This window comes from Metabacillus hrfriensis (assembly GCF_030127205.1).
In the GTDB taxonomy this organism is placed as follows: Bacteria; Bacillota; Bacilli; order Bacillales; family Bacillaceae; genus Bacillus_P; species Bacillus_P dongyingensis.
The window spans coordinates 4,862,524-4,886,827 of record NZ_CP126116.1 but is presented as its reverse complement, the minus strand read 5'-3'; the positions used below and the strand labels follow the sequence as shown (position 1 = coordinate 4,886,827).

Here is a 24,304-nt window from a genome sequence, read left to right as displayed (position 1 = left end):
TGGAAGATGACGAAACGTGAAGTGCATGCTTCTGTCAAAGATGAGCGGCTTGTTCAAAAACGCCGTGACCAAATGATTAAAGGTGCGGTAAATCTCTTTAAGCAAAAAGGATTCCACCGCACAACCACAAGAGAAATTGCAAAGGCTGCGGGATTCAGCATCGGCACGCTGTATGAATACATCAGACAAAAGGAAGATGTGCTGTATCTAGTCTGTGACACGATTTATGACCAGGTTCGCGACAGACTGGAGAAAGACATTGATATTAAGCAGGGCACAATTGAAAGCTTAAAGGTTGCCATTGCAAACTATTTCAAAGTTGTCGATGAAATGCAGGATGAGGTGCTTGTCATGTACCAGGAGGCAAAGTCACTGTCGCGTGATGCTCTCCCGTACGTCCTGCAAAAAGAAATCGAAATGGTCGGGATGTTTGAAAAAGTGATTGCAGGCTGCGTGGATAAAGGAGAAATCTCGCTTTCCTTAAGGGAGCGGGAATTATTGGCGCACAATATATTCGTTCAGGGGCAAATGTGGGGGTTCAGAAGATGGGCTCTGCAAAGAAATTACACGTTGGATGAGTATATTGAAGTTCAGACAAAACTGATTCTTCAAGGGGTAGGAAAAAACGGGAATCATACGAAATAACGAGAGTAAAGGGGATGCGGGACGTATGCATAAACAGGAGACCTATAAACCGAAATATGCCGTTCGTTTTGTAACGGCTTCAAGTTTGTTTGACGGACACGATGCTTCGATTAACATTATGCGGAGAATTCTGCAGGCCAGCGGAGCAGAGGTCATTCATCTTGGACACAATCGTTCGGTTGAAGAAATCGTAAATGCAGCTATTCAGGAGGATGCGCAGGGGATAGCAATCTCTTCTTATCAAGGCGGACATGTTGAATTTTTTAAATACATGTATGACCTTTTAAAAGAAAGAGGAGCCTCGCATATCCGCCTGTACGGCGGAGGCGGCGGTGTCATCATTCCGCGTGAAATAAAAGAACTGCATGAATATGGCATTGCACGTATTTTTTCTCCTGAAGACGGCAGGGAGCTTGGTCTTCAGGGAATGATTGAGCTCATGATGAAAGAGTGCGATTTTCAAACAGTTACTAAAATTGAAGACGAAATCGAAAAGCTGAAAACGGGTGATGTTGGGGCGATTGCTAAGCTGATTACGGTTGCTGAATCACAGCTCGGAAGCAAAAACGAAGCAGCGGCAACAGCCGAAAAGGTGATTTCTGAAGTGAAGCAGCTTACTTCAGACGCTCCTGTTATTGGGATAACAGGTACTGGCGGCGCCGGGAAAAGTTCACTTACAGATGAACTGATCCGCAGATTTTTAAATGAAGTCCCTGAAATCAAAATTGCCGTCATCTCCATCGATCCTACAAAGCAAAAAACAGGCGGCGCCCTCCTGGGTGACCGTATCCGCATGAACGCTATCTTTTCGCCAAGGGTCTACATGAGAAGTCTTGCGACAAGACAATCTAGATCTGAATTGTCTCTTGCGATCAATGATGCGATTGCCGTTGTCAAAGGTGCAGGCTATGACCTGATTATTGTTGAAACAAGCGGAATCGGCCAAGGTGATGCAGCAATTACTGAAATCTGTGATCTCTCTTTATATGTCATGACAAGCGAATTCGGCGCCCCGTCCCAGCTGGAAAAAATAGATATGATTGATTATGCAGATCTGATTGTAATCAACAAGTTTGAAAGAAAAGGATCTCAGGATGCAAAGCGCCAGGTGCAAAAGCAATATCAGCGCAGCCACTTGCTGTTTGAAAGTCCATTCGAAGACTTGCCGGTTTATGGAACAATTGCAAGCCAGTTCAATGATCCAGGAACAAATACACTGTTTGTGGCCCTTTTAGATCTAATTAATAAAAAGGCAGACAAAAGCTGGTCTTCAACCCTTCCAGTCGTGAAGGATGTAGAAAAGCAAAACGTCATTATCCCGACAGACCGCCGCTACTATTTAAGAGAAATCAGCGAATCTGTACGCACCTATCATCAAAAAGCTGAATATCAGGCTGACATTGCGAGAAGGTTATTTCAGCTGCAGGGCGCGATCGAAAGTGTGAAAGAAAGAGACGCTGCACCAGAAGTGCTGGAATCATTGGAAGCTATTAAAAAGAGTGTAGAAGAAGAACTTTCACAAGAATCAAAACGGATCTTAGATTCATGGGCGGAATTGAGAGAGAAATATGAAGCTGATCAATTTGTGACCAAAATCCGCGATAAAGAAATCGTGACAAAATTAAAAACGGTTTCTCTTTCAGGATTATCCATTCCTAAAGTATCTTTGCCAAAATACAAAGATTACGGTGAAATTTTGAAATGGGTATACAAAGAAAATGTTCCGGGTTCATTTCCATATACGGCCGGCGTTTTTCCATTCAAACGTGCAGAAGAAGACCCGAAGCGCCAATTTGCCGGAGAAGGAACACCTGAACGGACGAATCGCCGTTTTCACTATTTGTCCAAAGACGATCCTGCGAAGCGCCTGAGCACAGCATTTGACTCTGTTACACTTTACGGGGAAGATCCTGCTTACCGCCCTGATATTTACGGGAAAATCGGGGAAAGCGGTGTAAGCATCTGTACACTGGATGATATGAAAAAGCTTTATGCGGGATTTGATCTGTGTGCACCTGCAACTTCCGTTTCAATGACCATCAACGGTCCTGCACCTATCATTCTTGCAATGTTCATGAATACAGCGATTGAACAGCAGATTCAAAAACAGGAAAAAGAGCTTGGCCGAGCACTAACTGCAGATGAGCTGAAAGCGGTGAAGGAGAAAACGCTGCAAACAGTCCGCGGTACGGTTCAGGCAGATATATTAAAAGAAGATCAAGGTCAAAACACGTGTATTTTCTCTACTGAATTCGCACTTAAAATGATGGGTGACATTCAGGAATACTTTATCAATGAAAAAGTGAGAAACTACTATTCTGTTTCTATTTCGGGCTATCATATTGCTGAGGCCGGAGCTAATCCGATTTCCCAGCTGGCCTTTACTCTTGCCAATGGTTTCACTTACGTTGAATATTATTTAAGCCGGGGCATGAAAATCGATGATTTCGCACCGAATCTCTCTTTCTTCTTCAGCAATGGATTAGATCCGGAGTATACGGTGATTGGACGCGTCGCACGCCGCATCTGGTCAACGGTTATGAGAGAAAAATACGGCGCCAACGACCGAAGCCAAAAGCTGAAATATCATGTGCAGACATCAGGACGCTCTCTGCATGCACAGGAAATCGACTTTAACGATATCCGCACCACTCTGCAGGCATTAATGGCCTTGCAGGATAATTGCAACTCGCTTCATACGAACGCTTATGATGAAGCAATCACAACACCGACGGAAGAATCCGTCCGAAGAGCGATGGCCATTCAGCTGATTATTACAAAAGAACACGGATTAACGAAGAATGAAAATCCGCTTCAAGGATCCTTTATTATTGAAGAGTTAACAGATTTAGTAGAGGAAGCGGTTCTGAAGGAGTTCGATTCCATCAATGAGCGCGGCGGTGTACTGGGTGCCATGGAAACTCAGTATCAGCGCGGAAAAATTCAAGACGAGTCCATGCATTATGAAATGCAAAAACATTCAGGACAGCTGCCGATCATAGGTGTAAATACGTACATCAATCCAAATAAGCCGTCAGAAGAATCAGTCGATAACATGGAAATCGCACGCGCATCCAAAGAAGAAAAAGAAACTCAGATCCAAAACTTAAGAGCGTTCCAGGAACGCAATGAGGCATACGCAGCCGAAGCAATTGACCGCTTAAAGCAAGCGGCCATCCACAATCAGAATATTTTCGCTGAATTGATGGAGACGGTAAAATTCGCAAGCTTAGGTCAAATCACGCAGGCATTATATGAAGTAGGCGGGCAGTATCGCCGCAATATGTAAGTGAATGGCCTCCCCGGAGTTCCGGGGAGGGTTTTTTATTTCCGCAGAACAAGGGGTTTGGAAGTTGGATGCCCGTTTCTGGGTGCTGCGAAGTAATTCCCGTGAGTTAGAGGGGGAAATTCTTTAATTGGAGGGTGTTTTATGAGAGTTGAGTGTTAAAGATCCAAGGTTGATTCTCAATACCCAGCCTGAATTTAGCAGGATTAACAATAAAATGGCCAACGGCAGCTATAAATAGGTATTTTAAAGTGGTTTTACCATAGGAAATGCCGGCTTGCAAATTGGACGCCAGATTCTGAGAGTTGGGCTGTGATTCTCACGAGTTGAAGGGGGATTTTTGGCAATAGAAGTGCAGTTTTTGCGAGCGGGATGCTTTGGATCAGAATGGTGCCCAATACTAATCTGAATCTCTTTATGACAGAACAATTCTCCTTCCTGAATTTTTCATTTAGTTCATTCCATATTTAGTATAAAATGAAAGAACATAGAAAACTTCGGCACACGCTGAAGAGAGGGGTTTTCATAAAAATGAGTACATATAAAATATGGTTTAACCGCTGGTTCTCAGTTGCCTATCATTACATCGACATGATCCGGGCCAATGAAGACGGCATAAAGTTCGAAGTGTACGGTACGCACCCGGATCCTGACCACGTTATGCTTGCCAACTGCGATTATTCTGAAGTAGAGCCAAAGTTTGAAACAGACGGGGAGTACGTCAGGTATTGTCTGAATTTTTGTGAAAAACATGGGATTGAACTGTTTGTTCCAAGATATAAAATGCTGCCTATTGCCAAAGCTATAAAAGAGTTTGAAGCAATCGGCACAAAGGTATTAGTAAATAGAGACGCAAATCTATTAGAAACAATCGAAAATAAAGATGAATTTTATGATGTATGCAAAGAAAAAGGCATCTTTGAAATCCCCTCTTTTTATACGGCAAGCACAGCTGAAGAATTTAAAGAAACCTATGAAAAACTGAAAAACGAAGGTCTTGGCGTTTGCTATAAGCCGGTTGTAGGAGAAGGCGGCTATGGTTTTCGGATTATTGATGATGGGCTCGACCCTTTAAAAGAAGTGATGGCGCCGAGCTACCGCATTCCATTTCAAAGAGTGTACGATGGCCTGAAAGCTGTCCCGGAATTTCCTGAGCTGATGGTGATGGAGTTTTTAGAGGGCGAAGAATACAGCATTGACTGCCTGGCTTTTAACGGGGAATTGCTTGCTGCGGTTCCGCGGAAAAAAGGCGGGGGCAGAATCAGGATTTTAGAGAATAACAAAGAGCTTATCAGACTTGCCGAGGATTTCACAAAGGAATTTAAGCTGGATTATATTTTTAACATTCAAGTGAAATTCAATCACGGCTTGCCAAAATTACTGGAAATTAATCCGAGAATGTCAGGCGGACTCTATTTCAGCTGTTTATCCGGGGTGAATTTCCCGTATCTTGCTGTCAAATTGCTTCTTGGGGAAAAAGTGGATAAGCAAGAAATGAAGCTTGATATTAAAGCGACATTCCTCGAAAAAGAAATCATTTTGTAAGCATTTAATATGAAACTTTTTTAAAATTAAATCGTATGAAAGATTAACACCTGCTAAAAAGGTTTTTAGTTTAAATTTTGTTAATTTATTGGTAGTATTAAACTTGTGGTCACGTTACCGTGATGATAGACCAAATGATCCATTTGTTCTATAAGAGTGACTTTGGTCTTGGTTTCAGACTTGCAAGTTTCCACATTACCCAAGAGGGAGAGTGAAGAAATGGCAATTACATTACAAAAGGGTCAGAAGATTGATCTGACAAAAGGCAATGCGGGCCTGAAGAATTTAATGGTAGGCCTTGGCTGGGACCCTGTACAGCAAAAAAGCGGCGGACTGCTTGGCGGCTTATTCGGCGGCGGAGGCGGAAGCAATGTGGATTGTGACGCATCTGTAATGATGCTGGATGAAAACGACCGTCTGCTTGACAAGAAAAGTGTGATTTATTTCGGCAACCTTACAAGCAAATGCGGTTCTGTCAAACATACAGGCGACAACTTAACAGGTGATGGCGATGGAGACGACGAGCAGGTTTTAATCGACCTCAGCAAAGTGCCGTCGAACGTGCATAAGATTGTGTTTGTTGTAAACATTTATCAGGCTGTGCAAAGGAAGCAGCATTTCGGAATGATTCAAAATGCGTTTATCCGTGTAGTGGATTCAGCAACTAAAACAGAGCTTGTACATTACAACCTGTCTGATGACTATTCCGGCTTAACATCTCTTATTCCGGGAGAAATTTACCGTCACGGCGGCGAGTGGAAATTCGCAGCAGTCGGATCAGGCACTAAAGATGCATCAATCACTGAAATTGCAAATCGTCACTCATAATTATTAAAAATAAAAACTTATACATAAAAGGAGTCGAATCGAAATGGCAATCAGTTTATCTAAAGGTCAAAAAATCGATTTAACAAAATCAAATCCTGGTTTAACAAAAGTATTAGTAGGTCTTGGCTGGGACACAAACAAGTATGACGGCGGAAATGATTTTGACTTGGACACATCTATTTTCCTATTAGATGCAAACGGCAAAGCTGCAAGCGAAGCAGATTTCATTTTCTACAACAATCTTGTAGGCGGAAACGGTTCTGTTGAGCATACTGGGGACAACCGTACTGGAGAAGGTTCAGGCGATGATGAAGTAATCAAAGTAAACCTTTCTCAAGTACCATCAACAATCGACAAAATTGCGTTCACAATCACGATCCATGATGCTGAATCACGCAGCCAAAACTTCGGACAAGTTTCAAATGCATATGTACGCATTTTAAACGAAGAGAGCAATCAAGAATTAATCCGCTACGATTTAGGAGAAGATTTCTCTATCGAAACAGCGGTTGTAGTTGGCGAGTTATACCGTCACGGCGCTGAATGGAAATTCAACGCGATCGGAAGCGGCTACCAGGGCGGCTTAGGATCACTTGTAAAAGACTACGGTTTAGACGTTTAAAAACCGGACTGAAAAATAATGATGAGAGGTGCGTTGTTTTTATAAACAACGCGCCTTTTTAAAAAGAAAAAGTTTGAAGGCACCGCTCAAAGGCTCCTCGGTCAGAACGGTTCCGTCAGCAAAGGCAAAAAGCGCCTTATCTGCCGGATCCTTATTTGCCTGCCCGAGTCTGCCCAGGGCGGTTCCGCTTTTCTATTGTCCAGCTGCACCGCCCAGCCCCTCGGTCAGAACGGATCCGTCAGTAAAGGCAAAAAGCGCCTTATCTGCCGGATCCTTATCTGCCTGCCCGAGTCTGCCCAGGGCGGTTCCGCTTTTCGCATAAGCAATTTACCACCTAGTACATCACGCAGAGGGTCTGAATGGAGGAACAAGCTTGAAGCATTTTCAATATTTATCAAAAGAAAAGCGAAATGAAATCTTTTTATACGAACCAATCCATTTTTCAAAAGAAACAGAACGGGAAACATTGGCCTATACGTTAGGTGCGACTCTCTACATGCCTGGTAATCGGACAGCAATTTCAAGCGATGTACTATCTGGTAAATTTCTTAATGGAAAGCATGAAGGATTAACTTCAATGGTTATTTGTCTTGAGGATTCAATCGGTGATACGGAAGTAGAATCAGCGGAAGAGAATACAGTCAGGCAAATCGAAGTAATCTCAAACAGCATCTTAAAAGGCCAGTTTGATCAGAGGAATCTGCCGCTTATTTTTGTGCGGATCAGAAGTGAAGACCAAATGAAACGCCTTGCCTCAAAGCTTAAGCATCATATCCAGCTTTTAAGCGGGTTTGTCTTCCCGAAATTCACTTCTGAAAATGGAAGAGGCTATTATGCTGCCCTGCAGGAGGTCGCCGCTCTTTATTCTGTCACACTGTATGGGATGCCTATTTTAGAGACGAAGGAAATTATTTATAAAGAGTCGCGTATAGCAGAATTGCTCGGCATCAAAGAGATTCTTGATGATTACTATGAACTCGTTCTGAATGTTCGCCTTGGCGGAACGGATTTATCAGGATTATTCGGCATCAGAAGAAGCCGAGATACAACCATTTATGATATTTCCGTCATTCGTGACTGCATTACAGACATCATTAATGTGTTTGGAAGATGTGAAAAAGAATATGTCATTTCAGGACCCGTTTGGGAATATTTTGGCGGAGGCCAGCGGATTTTAAAGCCTCAAATCAGACAGACTCCTTTTCAGCAGGCATACGGCACCGAGGGTCTTGAGTTCAGAGCAAACCTGATCGACCGTTATGACGATGGATTAATCCATGAAATCGTCCTTGATAATACGAATGGCCTTGTAGGCAAGACCATTATTCATCCGCTGCATATTAAAATAGTAAACGCGCTGAATGCTGTGACAAAGGAAGAATATTTGGATGCATCATCAATCCTTGATCAGGCGCAATCTTATAACGGCGTCATCAGAAGTGAGTTTTCAAATAAAATGAACGAAATTAAACCCCATTACAATTGGGCGCGGAAAATCATCTTGAAATCAAAAATATACGGGGTGTTCCATGAGCAGCAATCATTTATTGACCTTATCAGCGAAACAACAAACGAACAATTATACATTTGATTTATTAGGAAAGCTTTCTGTGGAAATTGAATTGACAAGCAATCCGTATCTTCTTCCTTTGGAAAACCTGTTTTCAATGGCAGCACGGATTAATAAAAAAAGAGGCTTCTTATTTGTGAGCAAAGTCCTCGGCAAACATATTCCTGTTGATCCTGCGCTTGCTCTTTTAACTGGACAAGCTCTTGCAGCAAGATATATGGAGGTTGTACACGGAAAAACCCATCCTGAAAGAGACCAAATCCTTGCTGGATTAAACGGAGAAGCGATTCAAAAGAGTGAGTACCGCTGCACTTTAAATGATCAGGCTCTATTTATAGGATTTGCTGAAACAGCAACTGCCCTTGGACATGCAGTTTTTGAAAACTTTGAAAATGCTTCTTTTTTTCATACGACAAGGGAATTGGTATCTGGAATGGATTCCATAATTAATTTTGAAGAAGAGCACTCTCATGCGACCTCTCACCGCTGTTATGTGGACAAGAGTCTATTTGAAAATGACAGTCCGATCGTTTTAGTGGATGATGAAGTAACAACAGGGAAAACGGCTCTGAATATCATTGAATCTATCCAATCGAAGTATCCTCGCCGTGAATATACAGTCGTGTCTATTCTGGATTGGCGCTCAGAAGAGGACCAAAAAAGATTCAAAGAAACAGAAGAAAGACTTGGTGTTACGATTCATACTGTTTCTTTAATAACAGGTCTTATTTCAACAACCGGGAACCCGGTTGCAGAGAACCAGGCTGAAAAACGATCAGAACAGGTGTCTGAATCTGAGATAAATGAAATCTATATATCTGGTAATGATACGACTTCATATTCCTCTGAACTTCTTTCTGCACCCTATATAATACACACAGGCAGATTCGGTCTTTCAGATCAGGCGCAGCTTAGTGTCGATGATTTTTGTCAAAGCGCAGCAGCCAGGCTTCTTGAATTCCGTAAAGGAAAGAAAACGCTATGCCTTGGTACAGGGGAATTTATGTATGTGCCTATGAAAACGGCATCCTTTATGGGAGAAGGGATCTTCTATCAATCAACTACCAGAAGTCCGATTCATCCGGTTGACAGGGAAGATTACGCGGTGAAAAGCGGTTATCCTTTTACAAGCCCGGAAGACGGAGAAACGGCTAATTTCTTTTATAATGCAGAACAGGGTCAATACGATGAAGTCTTTGTCTTTTTTGAACGGGCTGTTTTAAGTGATCATATGAAATCAATGATGAACCAGCTGAAAAGAGTTTTTCCAATCATCAATCTCGTTTTTTTCAGTACAAACAAAAAAGGAAGTGCAGCAGATGAATAAGGTGGAGCAGCAATTGCCAAAACCGGCAGCAATGGGAAGCTACTCGGAGCAGGACGTTATTTTCTTATTAAAGGATCTGAGTCAGGTCAGCCTTGAAAAATCAACCTTAGAAAGAGAGCAGGCAGTTCAAAGCGGAACCCATTACTCAGAAATGCTACCGATTGAATACAAGCCGACAGATGAATATTTACAGCTTTTTCATCATTCTTTAGATATGTACAAACAGAAACTGGCGATTGCAGTAGGAACAGTTGCAGAGCGAATCCTTAAAGTGAAGGGGTGCAGCATCGTTCTTGTATCACTTGCAAGAGCAGGTACACCGATCGGCATTTTGATGAAGAGATATCTGCTGCAAACCTATAATCTTAACGTTCCTCATTATAGTGTTTCCATCGTCAGGGGCCGCGGGATTGATGAAAATGCGATAAGATATATTGCTCAGAATCATCCGAATGATCATGTACAGTTTGTGGACGGCTGGACTGGTAAAGGCGCTATTACGAGAGAACTGACAGAGGCTGTCGCCGGCTTCAACAGAAAATACGAAATGAATATCGATGATTCACTTGCTGTCTTGGCAGATCCTGGTTATTGCACGGAGATTTACGGAACTAGAGAAGATTTCTTAATTCCAAGTGCCTGCTTGAATTCTACCGTTTCAGGATTGGTCAGCAGGACCGTATTAAATGACCAGTTCATTGGATCTGATGATTTTCACGGGGCTAAATATTATTCTGAACTGCTTCCTGAGGATGTTTCGAATCACTTTATTGACGTTGTCGTCTCTGAGTTTTCACATGTTTCGAAAGAAATCGCCGAGCAAGTGTTAAAGCTTGAGGCAGAGGATAAAGAACCGACTTGGAAAGGCATCCAGGACATTAAACAAATTCAGGATGATTTCAGCATTGAAAATATTCACCATGTTAAACCTGGGGTCGGAGAAACAACACGTGTGCTTTTGCGCCGAATACCATGGAAAATTCTTGTGAAAGATTTAAACAATAAGGATCTTGAACACATTTTCCTGCTTGCAAAAGAAAGAAACGTACCGGTCATCGAATACAAGAACATGTCATATTCATGCTGCGGCATTATTAAGCCCCTAAACTAGGAGGAACAATCTGTGATTTTTGCAAGTGATCTGGATCAAACACTCATTTATTCAAGAAGGTCCTTCCGGGAGCCGGTGAGCGAATCTGATATTCGCCTGATCGAAACGCTCGAAGGTCAGGAAATTTCATTTATGACGAAAAAAGCCATTTCCATGCTGAAGGAAATTGCGGAGCAAATGACATTTGTGCCCGTAACTACAAGAACCCCCTCACAATACGAGCGCATCACTGTTTTCCAGGAAGAAATTATCCCAGGCTATGCGGTCACCAGTAACGGTGGACATGTATTCAAGAACGGGAAGCTCGACTCGGAATGGAAAGAGCATTTAGAAAACCTGATGAAAAATGAATGCACAAGTTTAGAAGAGGTTTCCCTCAAGTTTCAGGAGATTGCAGCAGATGATTGGGTGTTAAAACAAAAAAATGCTGAAAATCTCTTTCTATATAATATTATCGATCGCGCTCTCATTCCTGAAGTGCGTCTGCAGGAATTTATCCTGTGGCTGGATCGACATGGCTGGAAGCACTCTCTGCAAGGGAGAAAGCTTTACTTTGTACCAAAGCCGATCAACAAATGGGATGCCGTTGCTTATGTCAAAGAAGCAATTGGTGCAAAAACTGTTATTACTGCGGGGGATTCACTGCTTGATCTATGCATGCTTGAAGGAGCAGATCATGCCTTTTCACCGCTGCACGGAGAATTGGGCGAATCAAATACACGTTTAGTAGAAACGATTAAAAGAACGAACAAAAATGGGATTTTTGCCTCTGAAGAAATTTTGGAAAACATATTGGCGAAAGTAAGCCCGGAACCAGCTGAGTTGTAAAATAGAAATATTTACCTCGTGCTGGTACAATAATAACAAGGTGTTCCGATGTCAAATGGCTGCAAGATTGATTTTCTTTAGATATTATTGGAGTGAACGTATTGGTTACATTAGAAAAGAACCATACAAATTTATTGGATAAGAATATTATGAGTTCCACTCAGGCCTGCCGGGAATGGGGGATAGACAATTCTGCCCTGCGTAAACGGATTGATCAATTCCCTAAAGGCACCATTCGAAAATTCGGGAAAACATGGGTTGTAACGAGTGAAGGAATGCAGCACGTTTTTGGCGAAAAGAGAACAGGCAGATAGACTCTTTTCTGGAACGTTACATTTCTGCTCGAATGAAACGTAAGAATATAAAATAGATAGCTGGATGTGACTTTTGGGGGAGGGAAGAGAGATGATTCGAACATATCAGCCTGTAGCAGCGGCTAATCTTGAAACAGATTGGCAAGCGCTTCTTTTTCAGCCGTTATCCGAGCGCTCGGGATTTGTGAATACTCCCTCTGAAATGAAAATCCCTCAAATAGCCATTCGGATGCTTGGAACACCTTTAGTGGAAGATGAGTATTTTCAAATGCTCTATGATCTTGTTCATAACGAAGAACTTGACCTTCACTTTATCAGTGAAAATCTCGACAAAACGATTCCGCAGGAAAAATTCCAGGCGATTCAGAACTTATTAATACTGCATGGAAAAGAAAAACTGTCAGTGAACCGGTTTGTCGCTTTTATGGACCGTGACCAGCTGCTTCCAATGCTTAAAAATCCTGAATTGAACCGCCATTTGAGAGCTTGTGTCATCAAAGTGCTGACTCCTTTTTTCGAGGAGCGCAAGGATGAAACAGGAGATTTCAGAAGAGTCATTGTGGATCTTGTTAAATGGACATGGAATCATTTATATAAAGAACTTGAGAAAACTGCAAAGCAAGAAGACAGAATACCAGCATTTTTCTGGTATGGAAATGCGACGGCAAGCGAGCAATACTTTCTTACGTTCCTTATTCTTTTCGGCTGTGACGTCATCATTGCCCATCCGGAGGGAACAGATATAATGGCCGATGCAGATCCGGATGAAGCGATATGCAAGATCATTCGCTATCCGGGGACTCATCAACTGACAGCGTTTCCAAAAATAAGGCCTGAGCGAACTTCTACTATTGCTTATAAAGCATCGAAAGAAATAGACCAGGTACTTCATTCAGATGATTCCATGCTTTATAAGCCGTGGCAATTCAGAAATTATTCTCCTAATGCCATTACGCTGAAAACAACATACGACGAACTTTTCATTCTTATAAAAGAAAGAGCATTTTTAAGGCCGAATTTTGAAGTCCGGAACCAGACAGTGAATATACCGGCCATCTTTTCAAAAATTTTTGGGATGACAAAAAACCGGCGGGCTTACTGGAGCAAGATTCAGGACTTGGCCGATTATGAATATGCAGAGGTTATTAAACAATTTCCTTTTACTTGGGAAGCGAAAGGAAACCCTCACTTTCATTATCAAAATGCCCTGAGTGAAAAGCAGGAGCTCCAGGCTGAAAAAATGATGAACAGTCATTGGTGGAGATACAGCAACCTTCCAACCGGCCTGCAAAAGGGAATTGCTGAAGCAATCTCGAGATATTGCGCACATCCTAAATTGAAAAAACAAGATCAGGAAAGCTTATATGATCTGCAATTATATTTGTTTAATCAAGCTATGAATATTCCAAACAGCATGATTAAGCTGCTGCAGAATTTCGATTACTCTCAATATGTGCCGCGGGTTGTGCTTTACAATAATGAGAATAACGGCATCATGACACGTGCTGATGCAGCCATTCTGCTTTTAATGAATGAATTCGGACTGGATATCGTGATTTACAATCCGCCGGGTCATAATGACATAGAAAACTTTGTAGATGAACGATATTTTGACAGTCATTGGCTGGATGAAATGAGCTTTGGTGAAGCGTTTCAGGAGCCTTCGCGGCTGAAAAAATTCATCCGAAAAATGTTCTGATTTTATTATCGAGGGAGGATACCAACATGTCTCAAGTACCAGGACTGGGTAAAGTGGATCAAATGGAAGAGGTTCTGCAGCAAGGGCCGAACAATATGAAAGTGCAGCTGCAAAAAGAACCGGAAGTTCAAAAGCTTGCGCAAATGATTGACTACCGCAATCAAGTCGGCATGCTTGAATATGGAAAAGCGCCGGCGGATGAAATTTCCGCTTTTTCAGGAAAAATATTAAATACGATGCAGTCAAGCAGTATGGAAGAGTCAAGCGCTCTCCTCAAACATCTTGGCAAAATCATGGACCGCTTTGATCCAAAGGATTTTGCGGAAAATAAAGGGTTTATGAAGAAAATCTTTAACCGCGGTCAGAAAATGGTAGAGAAAATCATGTCCAAGTACCAGACGATGGGCGGGGAAATTGATAAAGTGTACATGGAAATCGTCAAATATGAAGATGAAATGAAGCGTTCAACCAATACACTAGAACAGCTGTATGAACAAAACTTCCAGTATTACATGGAGCTTGAAAAATATATCGTGGCCGGGGATATGAAAGCAGCTGAACTGAAGCAGCAGCTTCCGGCTTTAGAAACAAAAGCAGCATCAGGAGATCAGCTTGCACAAATGGAGCTTGATACAATGCGAAATGCGGTAGAAGTACTTGAACAAAGAGTTTATGACCTGGAGCTTGCCAAACAAGTTGCCTATCAGTCAGCGCCGCAAATTCGGCTTCTGCAAAGAGGAAATACAAAGCTGATAGGAAAAATCAACTCTGCTTTCGTCACAACCATTCCAATCTTTAAAACAGGTCTTATCAATGCTATTGCTGCAAAAAGACAGAAGCTTGTGGCCGATTCTATGAACGAGCTTGAAAAACGCACAAATGAAATGCTTGTCCGAAACGCTCAAAATATATCAAAGCAAAGTGTTGATATTGCAAGACTTTCAGGAAGTCCAAGCATTAAAATGGAAACAATCGAAGAAACCTGGAGCATTATCCTAAAAGGCATGCAGGAAACAAAGGCAATTGAAGATGAGAACAAACAGCTGCGCGAACAAGGCCGCGTCCGCCTTCAGGAGCTTCAGAACAACTTTAAACAAATCAAAAACAGCCGCTGAAAACTCGGGAATTCTTCCGAGTTTTTCTATGAAGATCTAAATTTTAATAGAAATGATGAAAATTATTCTGATTTATTACAAGGAAGAAGATTAAGGTAGCATAAAGTGTTAGAATTTGTTTATAATGAATGGTATGACTTGAATACATAGGATTCGGACGGTGCTATCAATCTCACTTCCGGATTTCTTATAGGGTGAGAAAAAACAGGCTGTCCAGCTGACAAAGCCGCTTGCGTTTTTTTTACCTCCAATAGATGAACGACGAGAAAGGGAGTGCCTCACTTTGAATATTTCACAATATTCCAAGGAACAGCTTAAAGAATTGTCAATGGTTGAAGTTGCATACGACCTGATGACAGAAAAAAAACAGCCATATCTTTTTAAAGATTTAGTAAAAGAGATCAGCCAAATAATCGGCTTGACTCAAAGCCAGGTTGAAGATAAAATTTCACAATTCTACACGGATTTGAATATCGACGGACGTTATATTTGTGTTGGGGAAAATACTTGGGGACTGCGCAGCTGGTACCCATATGAACAAATCGAAGAAGAGGTTGTGCCAGTCGCTAAGCCTAAGAAGAAAAAAGCGAAAAAAGCGGTTGCTGAAGACCTTGAAATTGATGATTTCGATGAAGTGGATGAAGAAGAATTAGAATATGATGACATCGAAGAGTACGAAGACGATACTGACGATGACCTTGATGACGACGACGATCTGGATGACGATGCAGAAGAAATCGATGAAGTCATTGAAGACGAAGAGTTCGATCTTGAAGAAGAAGAGTTGGAAGAAGACCTGGACGAGGATCTTGAAGAAGAAGAGGAAGAAGATTTATAATCATCTTGACTTTCAGGAACCAACTAGGTAGAATCTTATTTGGGCTCTTTAAAAGCAATACCTATGGATTTTATATACCATGCTCCCTTTCGTAAAGCGGAAAGGGAGCTTTCTTATTTTTACAAAGCGCGGATCAATTCCTGCTGGCCATATATAGGCAGCCGAAAGCTGGCATTTTTACTGCCGGGCAAGTTACTTCCGCTTTATTTATTTACAGGCGAGAGCAAGTTTGAGCATTCATGTCTAGCTCCAGCGCCTAGCTCCTCGGTCAGAACAGCCCCGTCAGTAAAGGCAAAAAGCGCCTTATCTGCCGGATCCTTATCTGCCTGTCGGAGCTGAACAAGGCGCTTCCGCTTTTCTTTATAGCCCCCAAACAAAACTTATAAAGTAAAATCGTTCCCATTAGATTGGGAATGTTTTCTTTTGTGCACATTAATCTTATACATCACTTGAAGGGAGAAGAACACATGACAAAGTATATTTTTGTTACAGGAGGAGTTGTATCCTCATTAGGAAAAGGGATTACAGCTGCATCTCTTGGACGTTTGCTAAAGAACCGCGGATTAAAGGTGACAATCCAAAAGTTTGATCCATACATCAACGTGGATCCAGGAACGATGAGTCCTTATCAGCATGGAGAGGTCTTCGTAACGGACGATGGTGCTGAAACAGACTTGGACTTAGGACACTATGAGCGTTTCATTGATATAAATTTAAATAAATACAGCAACGTAACAACTGGTAAAATTTACTCGTCTGTATTAAAGAAAGAACGCCGCGGCGATTACCTTGGCGGAACAGTGCAGGTTATTCCTCATATTACAAATGAGATCAAAGACCGTGTATTCCGTGCAGGAAAAGAAACAAATGCGGATGTTGTTATTACTGAAATCGGAGGAACGGTAGGGGATATCGAGTCACTTCCATTCCTTGAAGCTATCCGTCAAATGAAGAGCGACATTGGCCGTGACAATGTCATGTACATCCACTGTACACTTGTTCCTTACATCAAAGCTGCTGGCGAAATGAAAACAAAGCCGACACAGCACAGTGTAAAAGAACTAAGAAGCTTGGGCATTCAGCCAAACGTAATCGTTCTTCGTACAGAAATGCCAATTTCACAGGACATGAAGGACAAAATTGCCTTATTCTGTGATATTGATACAAACGCAGTTATTGAATGCCGTGATGCAGATACTCTTTACTCCATCCCATTGGCACTTCAAGAACAGCATCTTGACCAAATCACTTGCGATCACTTAAAACTTGATTCACGCGAACCTGAAATGTCTGAGTGGATCGAGCTAGTTCAAAAAGTAACGAACCTGTCTAAAACAGTTCGCATTGCAATCGTCGGTAAATACGTAGAGCTTCAAGATGCTTACATTTCCGTTGTTGAAGCGTTGCGTCATGCAGGCTATGCATTTGATGCAGACATCAGCATCAAATGGATCAATGCTGAAGAAGTAACAGCATTGAACACAGAAGAGCTGCTTTCAGACGTGGATGGAATCCTTGTTCCAGGCGGATTCGGAGATCGCGGCGTAGAAGGGAAAATCCTTGCAACTCAATATGCTCGTGAGAACAAAGTGCCATTCTTTGGAATCTGTCTTGGCATGCAAGTAGCTTCAATTGAATATGCACGCAATGTTCTTGGACTGCAGGGTGCACATTCATCAGAGCTTGATCTTGCAACACCATACCCGGTTATTGACTTGCTTCCAGAGCAAAAAGATATCGAGGACCTTGGCGGCACACTTCGTCTTGGACTTTACCCGGCTAAGCTTGATCCAGCATCACGTGCATTTGAGGCATATCAGGATGAAGTAATCTATGAGCGTCACCGTCATCGCTATGAGTTCAACAATGAATACCGTCAAGCAATGGAAGACGCAGGATTCATCTTCTCAGGTACAAGCCCTGACGGCAGACTGGTTGAAATCATCGAATTAAAAGATCATCCTTGGTTTGTGGCATCCCAGTTCCACCCGGAATTTACATCAAGACCAACAAGACCGCAGCCATTATTCCGTGAATTCGTGAATGCATCATTGATGGCTTCTGAAAAATAAATATGAGAAAACCCCTGACAGCTGAGCTGTCAGGGGTTTTTTGTCTTAGCTAACAGAGGATTTTGATGTTCCCGTGTTGTCCCAAGATAAATTTTGGCTAGTCAAGGCCAATTCTCAGAAATTAGAAAAAGTGCACAATTATTAAATGTAGCGGATAGTTCGAAAAAATGGCCGGCTAAATAAAACTCAAAATCGGCTAATAAAAACAGAAAACTGGCTATAATTTATACCTTTTCCGCTAATAAAAGGGCGATTTTCGCTGAAAACTGTTTCTGCATGTTTGGAAGATGCAGCAGATTTCGTTTTTCTGCGAGGGCAAAGCCTCCTTTCGGCACCGCATGTCTATTCATACTCACTAAGTATCTCTTTTAGTGTAAAACTCAGTGCATAATAGGCAAATAGCGATGTCATTAAAGCAGGATAGCCATAGCGGCTGCCATCCTCATCCGGAATCAGACCCTTTTTCAGCTTTGAATCAATATGAACATCCACAAGCTCATCAAGACCTGCATCTTCATCCTTCATCAAGCATGATACGCCGACTGTGCCGGCGCCGATTTCTTGCAGCTTCAGAGCAAGCTCTATCGCCTTCAGGTCATTCGACCGATGGGTAAACAGCAGCACGCGGTCTGCATCTGTTAGCTTATTCATTGAGCCGTCCTCAAGAAACAAAGATTTTGCACCAGGCAGGGGCTCAGCGCTTAACACCGCTTCACCAGTAATGCCGCCAAGTTCATCAAACCCATGTATATATATAGTGCCGCTTCCGACTGCAGCCTGTGCAAGCAGTCTTGCGCCGTCCTCTATTGCAGACTCTTCCTGCTCATGGATCCGGCTGAAGTGGCCATTCAATTGTGTCATGAAAATTTTCATCATAGAAAAAACACTCCTTTACATCCATTATTATAACGAATAATAATTAGAACTCCTAACAGGGCATTTCAGAATTTGTCGATAAAGTTCTTCTTATTTAAGCAGGAATAAGAATACGCAGAACCGAATAAATATCGTATGTTTCAGCGGACTGTCTTATACTAGGGAGAAAGCTCTCCGCAGGTTTAAGTAAACATAGCTGTTTTCGCATAGATTGTTGTTTCGCAGTAAAACTACGTATATAAAATGGTTTTCGTGCTCTTTGCCAGTTAAGCATTAGAGTCTTAAAAGTGCGGTGAGCACCTTAAATATCATTTGAAAGCAACAAGGATTCAGAAAAGAGCTTAAATAGAAATGGTCGGCAGTTTTTGCTGAATAATCCTAATATGAAGAGGTGCAGGGACATGAATGAAAAAATATTAATTGTGGACGATCAGTATGGAATCCGAATTTTGCTGAATGAGGTTTTTCAAAAAGCAGGATATCAGACATTCCAGGCGGCAAATGGCTTTCAGGCTTTGGAAATTGTTGACAAGCATAAACCGGATTTAGTGCTTTTAGATATGAAAATTCCTGGAATGGATGGAATTGAAATCCTAAAACGCATGAGGGTGGTTGAGCCTGACATCCGCGTTATCATTATGACTGCATATGGCGAGCTCGATATGATTCAGGAAGCGAAAGACCTTGGAGCGCTTACGCATTTCGCAAAACCATTTGATATAGATGAGATTCGTGATGCTGTGAGAAAGTACATTCCAATCAGATCAAATTAAATATTTTACAGAAAATTCAGATTTATGTCGAAAAGTTGCCGTTTCTCTCATAAGTTGGTATGCTAGTTAATGAGAAAAGCCCGTATATCATTTCATCAGATTACATACATTGCAATCGTTCTGGTCATGCTAGATGTTACGTAAGCTTTTCGGTTTAGCAAATTAGCTGCATAGGGAGGATATTTCGACATGCCTTTAGTATCAATGACAGAAATGTTGAATAAAGCAAAAAGCGAAGGTTACGCTGTAGGTCAATTTAACCTGAACAACCTTGAGTTCACTCAAGCAATTCTTCAAGCTGCTGAAGAAGAAAAATCACCTGTAATCCTTGGTGTATCTGAGGGCGCTGCACGTTACATGAGCGGCTTCAAAACAGTTGTTAAAATGGTAGAAGGACTTATGGAAGACTTGAAAGTGACTGTTCCAGTTGCGATTCACCTTGACCATGGTTCAAGCTTTGAAAAATGTAAAGAAGCAATCGATGCTGGATTCACTTCAGTTATGATTGATGCTTCTCACCACCCATTTGAAGAAAACATCGAAACAACAGCTAAAGTTGTGGACTATGCTCATTCAAAAGGCGTTTCTGTTGAAGCTGAGCTTGGAACTGTCGGCGGACAAGAGGATGACGTAATTGCTGAAGGCGTTATTTACGCTGATCCTAAAGAGTGCGACGAAATGGTAAAACGCACAGGCATCGACTGCCTTGCTCCAGCACTTGGATCAGTACACGGCCCTTACAAAGGCGAGCCTAACTTAGGTTTCAAAGAGATGGAAGAAATTGGTAACCTTACAGGTATGCCTTTAGTTCTTCATGGCGGAACTGGTATCCCAACACACGATATCAAAAAAGCGATCTCTTTCGGTACAGCTAAAATCAACGTTAACACTGAAAACCAAATCGCTTCTGCAAAAGCAGTTCGCGAAACATTAGCAGCTAAGCCTAACGAATACGATCCACGTAAATACTTAGGACCTGCACGCGATGCAATTAAAGCTACAGTTGCAGGCAAAATGAAAGAATTCGGTTCTGCTGGCAGAGCTTAATTTTTCAAAAAAAGATAAAACCGCCTTTGATACACTTCAGAAACGATAAGGCGGTTTCTCTTTCAATAATAAGTAAGCGTAAACAAGATCAATTTTTCTGATATCTTAGGAGGATGGCAGAATGTTATTTTTCATTGATACGGCAAATGTCGAAGAAATAAAAGAAGCACAGTCTCTTGGAATTTTATCAGGTGTTACAACGAATCCGAGTTTAGTAGCAAAAGAAAATGTATCCTTTCATGATCGCCTAAGAGAAATCACAGCAATCGTCTCAGGTTCAGTCAGTGCAGAAGTTATTTCCTTAAAGGCAGAGGAAATGATTGACGAGGGCAAGGAGCTTGCTGAAATTGCACCGAACATCACAGTGAAAGTTCCAATGACGCCAGACGGCTTGAAGGCTGTCAAAGCTTTAACAGACCTTGGCATTAAAACGAATGTTACACTGATTTTCAATGCAAATCAGGCATTGCTTGCTGCAAGAGCCGGTGCTACATATGTATCACCATTTGTGGGCCGATTGGATGACATTGGACAAAATGGCATGGAGCTGATTTCTACAATCTCGCAAATGTTTGATATTCACGGAATCGAATCTCAAATCATTGCAGCATCCATCAGACATCCAATGCACGTGACAGAAGCAGCTCTTCACGGTGCACATATTGCCACTATTCCATTCAACGTCATTAATCAGCTTTGCAAGCATCCTTTAACAGATCAGGGAATCGAAAAGTTTTTAGCAGACTGGAATAATCGTATACAATAGATTGCAATGACTATAGACTTAATGAATGGCAAGCATAGTGCTTGCCATTTGTCTCTTAAATTAAGAATCTTCTATTCGCTTATAAATTCCCCCTGCCAAATGACCTCTTCATTAAATTAAATGGTATCTAAAAAAATTTCATATGTCATAATGAATAAAAGAAAAAAAATCTTGAACTTGTATTCTTTGCCGCATTAATGGAAAATATTTGTTGAAAAGAGATCTTTTCCAGAGTCTCTTTCATTTTTAATCGTGCAGGTTAGGGTTTTTAGACTTAAGAACCACCATTTTAATCTCATAACACGATGGCTTTTAGCTTGAGCAATAAGCCAACTTCTCTGAGAAAGGAGACTATCATGGAAAAGTTAAAAATAGCAGGCGGATATCCTTTAAAAGGAACGGTTAATATAAGCGGTGCCAAAAACAGTGCGGTTGCATTAATACCCGCTACCATCCTTGCGCAATCACCCGTGACGATTGAAGGTTTACCCGATATTTCGGATGTACATATTTTAAAAGGGCTTCTCGAAGAAATTGGAGGGACAGCTGAATTTAAGGATAACGAAATGTATGTGAATCCGGCAGAGATGATCTCCATGCCTCTTCCAAGCGGGAAGGTCAAAAAGCTGCGCGCTTCCTATTATTTAATGGGTGCGATGCTTGGACGTTTTAAAAAGGCAGTTATCGGTTTGCCTGGAGGATGCCACCTTGGGCCTCGACCAATTGATCAGCATATTAAAGGTTTCGAAGCTTTAGGGGCACAGGTAACAAATGAACAAGGTGCCATCTATTTGCGCGCTGAGGAATTAAAAGGTGCACGAATCTATTTGGACGTTGTAAGTGTTGGTGCAACCATTAATATTATGCTTGCTGCTGTGCTTGCAAAAGGACAGACGATTATTGAGAATGCAGCAAAAGAGCCGGAGATTATTGATGTTGCTACGCTTTTATCCAGCATGGGCGCAAGAATAAAAGGCGCAGGTACAGATGTCATCCGCATTGATGGTGTTGAAAGTCTTCATGGCTGCAGACACTCCATTATTCCGGACAGAATTGAAGCTGGAACGTATATGATTATCGGGGCAGCAATGGGTCAGGAAGTGCTGATTGATAATGTAATTCCGCTTCACCTTGAATCTCTCATTGCCAAATTCAGAGAGATGGGCATCCACGTTGAAACAAATAATGATCAGATCTGGATTGTCGGCGGCCAGAAGGAACTAAAAGCAGTAGATATTAAAACGCTTGTTTATCCAGGTTTTCCGACAGATCTGCAGCAGCCATTTACATCCTTGTTAACGAAGTCTTCTGGGACAAGTGTTGTGACGGATACGATCTATTCTGCGCGCTTTAAGCATATTGATGAATTGCGCCGGATGGGAGCAAAGATTAAGGTGGAAGGCAGATCAGCGATTGTGTCAGGGCCAACAAAGCTTCAAGGCGCCAAAGTAAAGGCGAGCGATCTTCGCGCAGGGGCTGCATTGGTAGCAGCCGGTTTGATTGCAGAAGGAGTGACAGAGGTCACGGGTCTCGAGCACATTGACCGCGGCTACAGCCAGCTTGAAGAAAAGCTGACAAGCCTCGGGGCAACAATTTGGCGTGAAAAGCTGACAGAACAGGAAATTGAGCAGCTGCAAAGCTCATAAATAAAGGCTGATTTTGCAGAGGTAGTTGCTTTCCGTATTTAATTTTCTCACGTATAGAGGTATATATCGTGCTCTTTTTCAAATATAAGCAACAATAATTATGAAAAGAGTTTAGATAAATAAAAATCACAGCATGGGATACATGGGAGGAACCAACAATGGAGAGAAGTTTATCGATGGAACTGGTCCGCGTAACGGAGGCAGCAGCACTTGCTTCTGCACGCTGGATGGGAAGAGGCAAAAAAGATGAAGCTGATGATGCAGCAACATCCGCAATGAGAGACGTATTTGATACCATTCCGATGAAAGGCACAGTTGTAATCGGAGAAGGCGAGATGGACGAAGCGCCAATGCTCTACATCGGCGAAAAGCTTGGGACAGGCTATGGACCGCGTGTAGACGTTGCTGTTGATCCGCTTGAGGGCACAAATATCGTTGCATCAGGAGGCTGGAATGCACTTGCAGTCATTGCAATTGCAGATCACGGAAATCTTCTGAATGCACCGGATATGTACATGGATAAAATTGCGGTTGGACCTGAAGCAGTAGGCTGCATTGATATTAATGCTCCAATCATCGATAACTTAAAGGCTGTTGCAAAAGCAAAGAATAAAAACATTGAGGATGTCGTTGCAACGATCTTAAACCGTGAAAGACACGAGCATATCATTAAAGAGCTTCGAGAGGCTGGCGCCCGCATTAAGCTGATCAATGATGGCGACGTTGCTGGTGCGATCAATACAGCATTTGATCATACGGGTGTAGATATCCTGTTTGGATCAGGCGGTGCGCCTGAGGGCGTATTGGCAGCAGTGGCGCTAAAGTGCCTTGGGGGAGAAATCCAAGGCAAACTGCTCCCGCAAAATGATGAAGAACGCGAAAGATGCGAAAAGATGGGTCTAGACGTTAACAAGGTTCTCCTCATGGAAGACCTGGTAAAAGGCGAAGATGCCATTTTTGCTGCAACAGGCGTTACTGACGGGGAACTCCTTAAAGGGGTTCAGTTCAAAGCTTCTATCGGAACAACTCAATCACTTGTTATGCGTGCAAAATCAGGAACTGTTCGTTTTATTGACGGCACACACAGCTTAAGCAAAAAACCAAATCTAGTAATGAAATAAACCACAATAATGAAAAAAGCAGAGCGGCTTCGGCTGCTCGCTTCTTTTTTGTAGAATAATCTAAGGTCTGTGCAAGCCGTTTCAGCTTTTCTGGGTTTATTTCAAAATCATTTCAATGTGTGAAATATATTGATTAAATTCAGCAAATAAGGTAAAACTAAAGAGTGCTGCGTAAATGAAAGATTATCTTTCACACTGCTTTTCCTACTTCAAGCCTATCTTCTATTTCTTCTCTATATCTGATCCATTTTCTAATTTTTTACGAATATAGATGG

The 24,304-nt window shown here is 42.0% G+C and carries 20 protein-coding genes and 1 pseudogene; 19 read left to right on the top strand and 2 right to left on the bottom strand.

The features are described from left to right. Positions 1–6 precede the first annotated feature (6 nt). From QLQ22_RS24170 to QLQ22_RS24105, 14 genes and pseudogenes are all read left to right on the top strand, one after another. Positions 7–645 (top strand): TetR/AcrR family transcriptional regulator, encoded by a 639-nt coding sequence (locus QLQ22_RS24170; protein WP_223438679.1) that lies wholly within the window; start codon positions 7–9, stop codon positions 643–645. A gap of 25 nt (positions 646–670) precedes the next feature. Beyond that, entirely contained in the window at positions 671–3,934 is a 3,264-nt protein-coding gene (icmF, locus tag QLQ22_RS24165; protein WP_252207725.1) for a fused isobutyryl-CoA mutase/GTPase IcmF, read from the top strand. Between the two features lie 528 nt (positions 3,935–4,462). Further along, positions 4,463–5,476, top strand: a complete 1,014-nt coding sequence (locus QLQ22_RS24160; protein ID WP_284015749.1) for an ATP-grasp domain-containing protein — start codon at positions 4,463–4,465, stop codon at positions 5,474–5,476. A 219-nt stretch (positions 5,477–5,695) separates the two neighbouring features. Beyond that, positions 5,696–6,304, top strand: a complete 609-nt coding sequence (locus QLQ22_RS24155) for a TerD family protein (protein WP_223438676.1) — start codon at positions 5,696–5,698, stop codon at positions 6,302–6,304. Between the two features lie 43 nt (positions 6,305–6,347). Next, positions 6,348–6,926: a TerD family protein gene (locus QLQ22_RS24150; protein WP_223438675.1), complete on the top strand. Its 579-nt coding sequence runs from the start codon at positions 6,348–6,350 to the stop codon at positions 6,924–6,926. Between the two features lie 373 nt (positions 6,927–7,299). Further along, complete coding sequence (locus tag QLQ22_RS24145) at positions 7,300–8,517, top strand: HpcH/HpaI aldolase/citrate lyase family protein (protein ID WP_223438674.1); 1,218 nt, start codon at positions 7,300–7,302, stop codon at positions 8,515–8,517. Next, positions 8,456–9,823: a phosphoribosyltransferase family protein gene (locus tag QLQ22_RS24140; RefSeq protein ID WP_284015748.1), complete on the top strand. Its 1,368-nt coding sequence runs from the start codon at positions 8,456–8,458 to the stop codon at positions 9,821–9,823. The genes QLQ22_RS24145 and QLQ22_RS24140 overlap by 62 nt, the downstream gene beginning before the upstream one ends. Then, positions 9,816–10,934 carry a cysteine protease StiP family protein gene (locus QLQ22_RS24135; RefSeq protein WP_284015747.1) on the top strand — a complete coding sequence of 373 codons (1,119 nt, stop codon included), beginning with the start codon at positions 9,816–9,818 and terminating at the stop codon, positions 10,932–10,934. Before QLQ22_RS24140 ends, QLQ22_RS24135 begins: the two co-directional genes overlap by 8 nt. A 12-nt stretch (positions 10,935–10,946) precedes the next feature. Then, the gene (locus QLQ22_RS24130) at positions 10,947–11,762 is read left to right on the top strand and encodes an HAD family hydrolase (RefSeq protein ID WP_284015746.1); all 816 of its coding nucleotides are present in this window, start codon (positions 10,947–10,949) and stop codon (positions 11,760–11,762) included. A gap of 128 nt (positions 11,763–11,890) precedes the next feature. Beyond that, positions 11,891–12,076: pseudogene (locus tag QLQ22_RS24125) on the top strand (helix-turn-helix domain-containing protein); the annotation flags it as partial. A 91-nt stretch (positions 12,077–12,167) separates the two neighbouring features. Then, positions 12,168–13,775, top strand: coding sequence for a YceG family protein (locus tag QLQ22_RS24120; protein ID WP_223438670.1), 1,608 nt, complete (start codon positions 12,168–12,170; stop codon positions 13,773–13,775). 26 nt (positions 13,776–13,801) lie between these two features. Then, positions 13,802–14,890: a toxic anion resistance protein gene (locus tag QLQ22_RS24115; protein WP_223438669.1), complete on the top strand. Its 1,089-nt coding sequence runs from the start codon at positions 13,802–13,804 to the stop codon at positions 14,888–14,890. Between the two features lie 283 nt (positions 14,891–15,173). Continuing rightward, a complete protein-coding gene (gene rpoE, locus QLQ22_RS24110; protein ID WP_284015744.1) occupies positions 15,174–15,728 on the top strand; it encodes a DNA-directed RNA polymerase subunit delta in 555 nt (184 codons plus the stop codon). A 467-nt stretch (positions 15,729–16,195) separates the two neighbouring features. Next, positions 16,196–17,800, top strand: coding sequence for a CTP synthase (locus QLQ22_RS24105; RefSeq protein ID WP_284015743.1), 1,605 nt, complete (start codon positions 16,196–16,198; stop codon positions 17,798–17,800). A gap of 224 nt (positions 17,801–18,024) precedes the next feature. On the opposite strand, the gene QLQ22_RS24100 is transcribed toward QLQ22_RS24105, so the two are convergent. Next, complete coding sequence (locus tag QLQ22_RS24100) at positions 18,025–18,156, bottom strand: hypothetical protein (RefSeq protein WP_284015742.1); 132 nt, start codon at positions 18,154–18,156, stop codon at positions 18,025–18,027. Continuing rightward, entirely contained in the window at positions 18,143–18,676 is a 534-nt protein-coding gene (locus QLQ22_RS24095; RefSeq protein WP_284015741.1) for a DUF2529 domain-containing protein, read from the bottom strand. Before QLQ22_RS24095 ends, QLQ22_RS24100 begins: the two co-directional genes overlap by 14 nt. 401 nt (positions 18,677–19,077) lie before the next feature. Between QLQ22_RS24095 and QLQ22_RS24090 the strand changes: the two genes are divergently transcribed. The 5 genes from QLQ22_RS24090 (at position 19,078) to glpX (ending at position 24,029) form a co-directional block, all read left to right on the top strand. After that, entirely contained in the window at positions 19,078–19,449 is a 372-nt protein-coding gene (locus tag QLQ22_RS24090; RefSeq protein WP_223438665.1) for a response regulator, read from the top strand. 189 nt (positions 19,450–19,638) lie between these two features. Beyond that, positions 19,639–20,496, top strand: coding sequence for a class II fructose-bisphosphate aldolase (locus QLQ22_RS24085; RefSeq protein WP_223438664.1), 858 nt, complete (start codon positions 19,639–19,641; stop codon positions 20,494–20,496). Between the two features lie 121 nt (positions 20,497–20,617). Next, positions 20,618–21,262, top strand: a complete 645-nt coding sequence (fsa, locus tag QLQ22_RS24080) for a fructose-6-phosphate aldolase (protein WP_284015740.1) — start codon at positions 20,618–20,620, stop codon at positions 21,260–21,262. A gap of 356 nt (positions 21,263–21,618) precedes the next feature. Further along, positions 21,619–22,908 carry a UDP-N-acetylglucosamine 1-carboxyvinyltransferase gene (locus tag QLQ22_RS24075; protein ID WP_223438662.1) on the top strand — a complete coding sequence of 430 codons (1,290 nt, stop codon included), beginning with the start codon at positions 21,619–21,621 and terminating at the stop codon, positions 22,906–22,908. Positions 22,909–23,066: 158 nt separating this feature from the next. Then, a complete protein-coding gene (gene glpX, locus QLQ22_RS24070) occupies positions 23,067–24,029 on the top strand; it encodes a class II fructose-bisphosphatase (RefSeq protein ID WP_223438661.1) in 963 nt (320 codons plus the stop codon). Positions 24,030–24,304 lie beyond the last annotated feature (275 nt).

Coding starts and splice junctions, on each gene's coding strand:
- glpX (WP_223438661.1), top strand. CDS start 23,067: ATGGAGAGAAGTTTATCGATGGAACTGGTCCGCGTAACGGAGGCAGCA.
- fsa (WP_284015740.1), top strand. CDS start 20,618: ATGTTATTTTTCATTGATACGGCAAATGTCGAAGAAATAAAAGAAGCA.
- QLQ22_RS24140 (WP_284015748.1), top strand. CDS start 8,456: ATGAGCAGCAATCATTTATTGACCTTATCAGCGAAACAACAAACGAAC.
- QLQ22_RS24150 (WP_223438675.1), top strand. CDS start 6,348: ATGGCAATCAGTTTATCTAAAGGTCAAAAAATCGATTTAACAAAATCA.
- QLQ22_RS24115 (WP_223438669.1), top strand. CDS start 13,802: ATGTCTCAAGTACCAGGACTGGGTAAAGTGGATCAAATGGAAGAGGTT.
- QLQ22_RS24155 (WP_223438676.1), top strand. CDS start 5,696: ATGGCAATTACATTACAAAAGGGTCAGAAGATTGATCTGACAAAAGGC.
- QLQ22_RS24160 (WP_284015749.1), top strand. CDS start 4,463: ATGAGTACATATAAAATATGGTTTAACCGCTGGTTCTCAGTTGCCTAT.
- QLQ22_RS24075 (WP_223438662.1), top strand. CDS start 21,619: ATGGAAAAGTTAAAAATAGCAGGCGGATATCCTTTAAAAGGAACGGTT.
- QLQ22_RS24135 (WP_284015747.1), top strand. CDS start 9,816: ATGAATAAGGTGGAGCAGCAATTGCCAAAACCGGCAGCAATGGGAAGC.
- QLQ22_RS24170 (WP_223438679.1), top strand. CDS start 7: ATGACGAAACGTGAAGTGCATGCTTCTGTCAAAGATGAGCGGCTTGTT.
- icmF (WP_252207725.1), top strand. CDS start 671: ATGCATAAACAGGAGACCTATAAACCGAAATATGCCGTTCGTTTTGTA.
- QLQ22_RS24090 (WP_223438665.1), top strand. CDS start 19,078: ATGAATGAAAAAATATTAATTGTGGACGATCAGTATGGAATCCGAATT.
- QLQ22_RS24105 (WP_284015743.1), top strand. CDS start 16,196: ATGACAAAGTATATTTTTGTTACAGGAGGAGTTGTATCCTCATTAGGA.
- QLQ22_RS24120 (WP_223438670.1), top strand. CDS start 12,168: ATGATTCGAACATATCAGCCTGTAGCAGCGGCTAATCTTGAAACAGAT.
- QLQ22_RS24085 (WP_223438664.1), top strand. CDS start 19,639: ATGCCTTTAGTATCAATGACAGAAATGTTGAATAAAGCAAAAAGCGAA.
- QLQ22_RS24095 (WP_284015741.1), bottom strand. CDS start 18,676: ATGATGAAAATTTTCATGACACAATTGAATGGCCACTTCAGCCGGATC.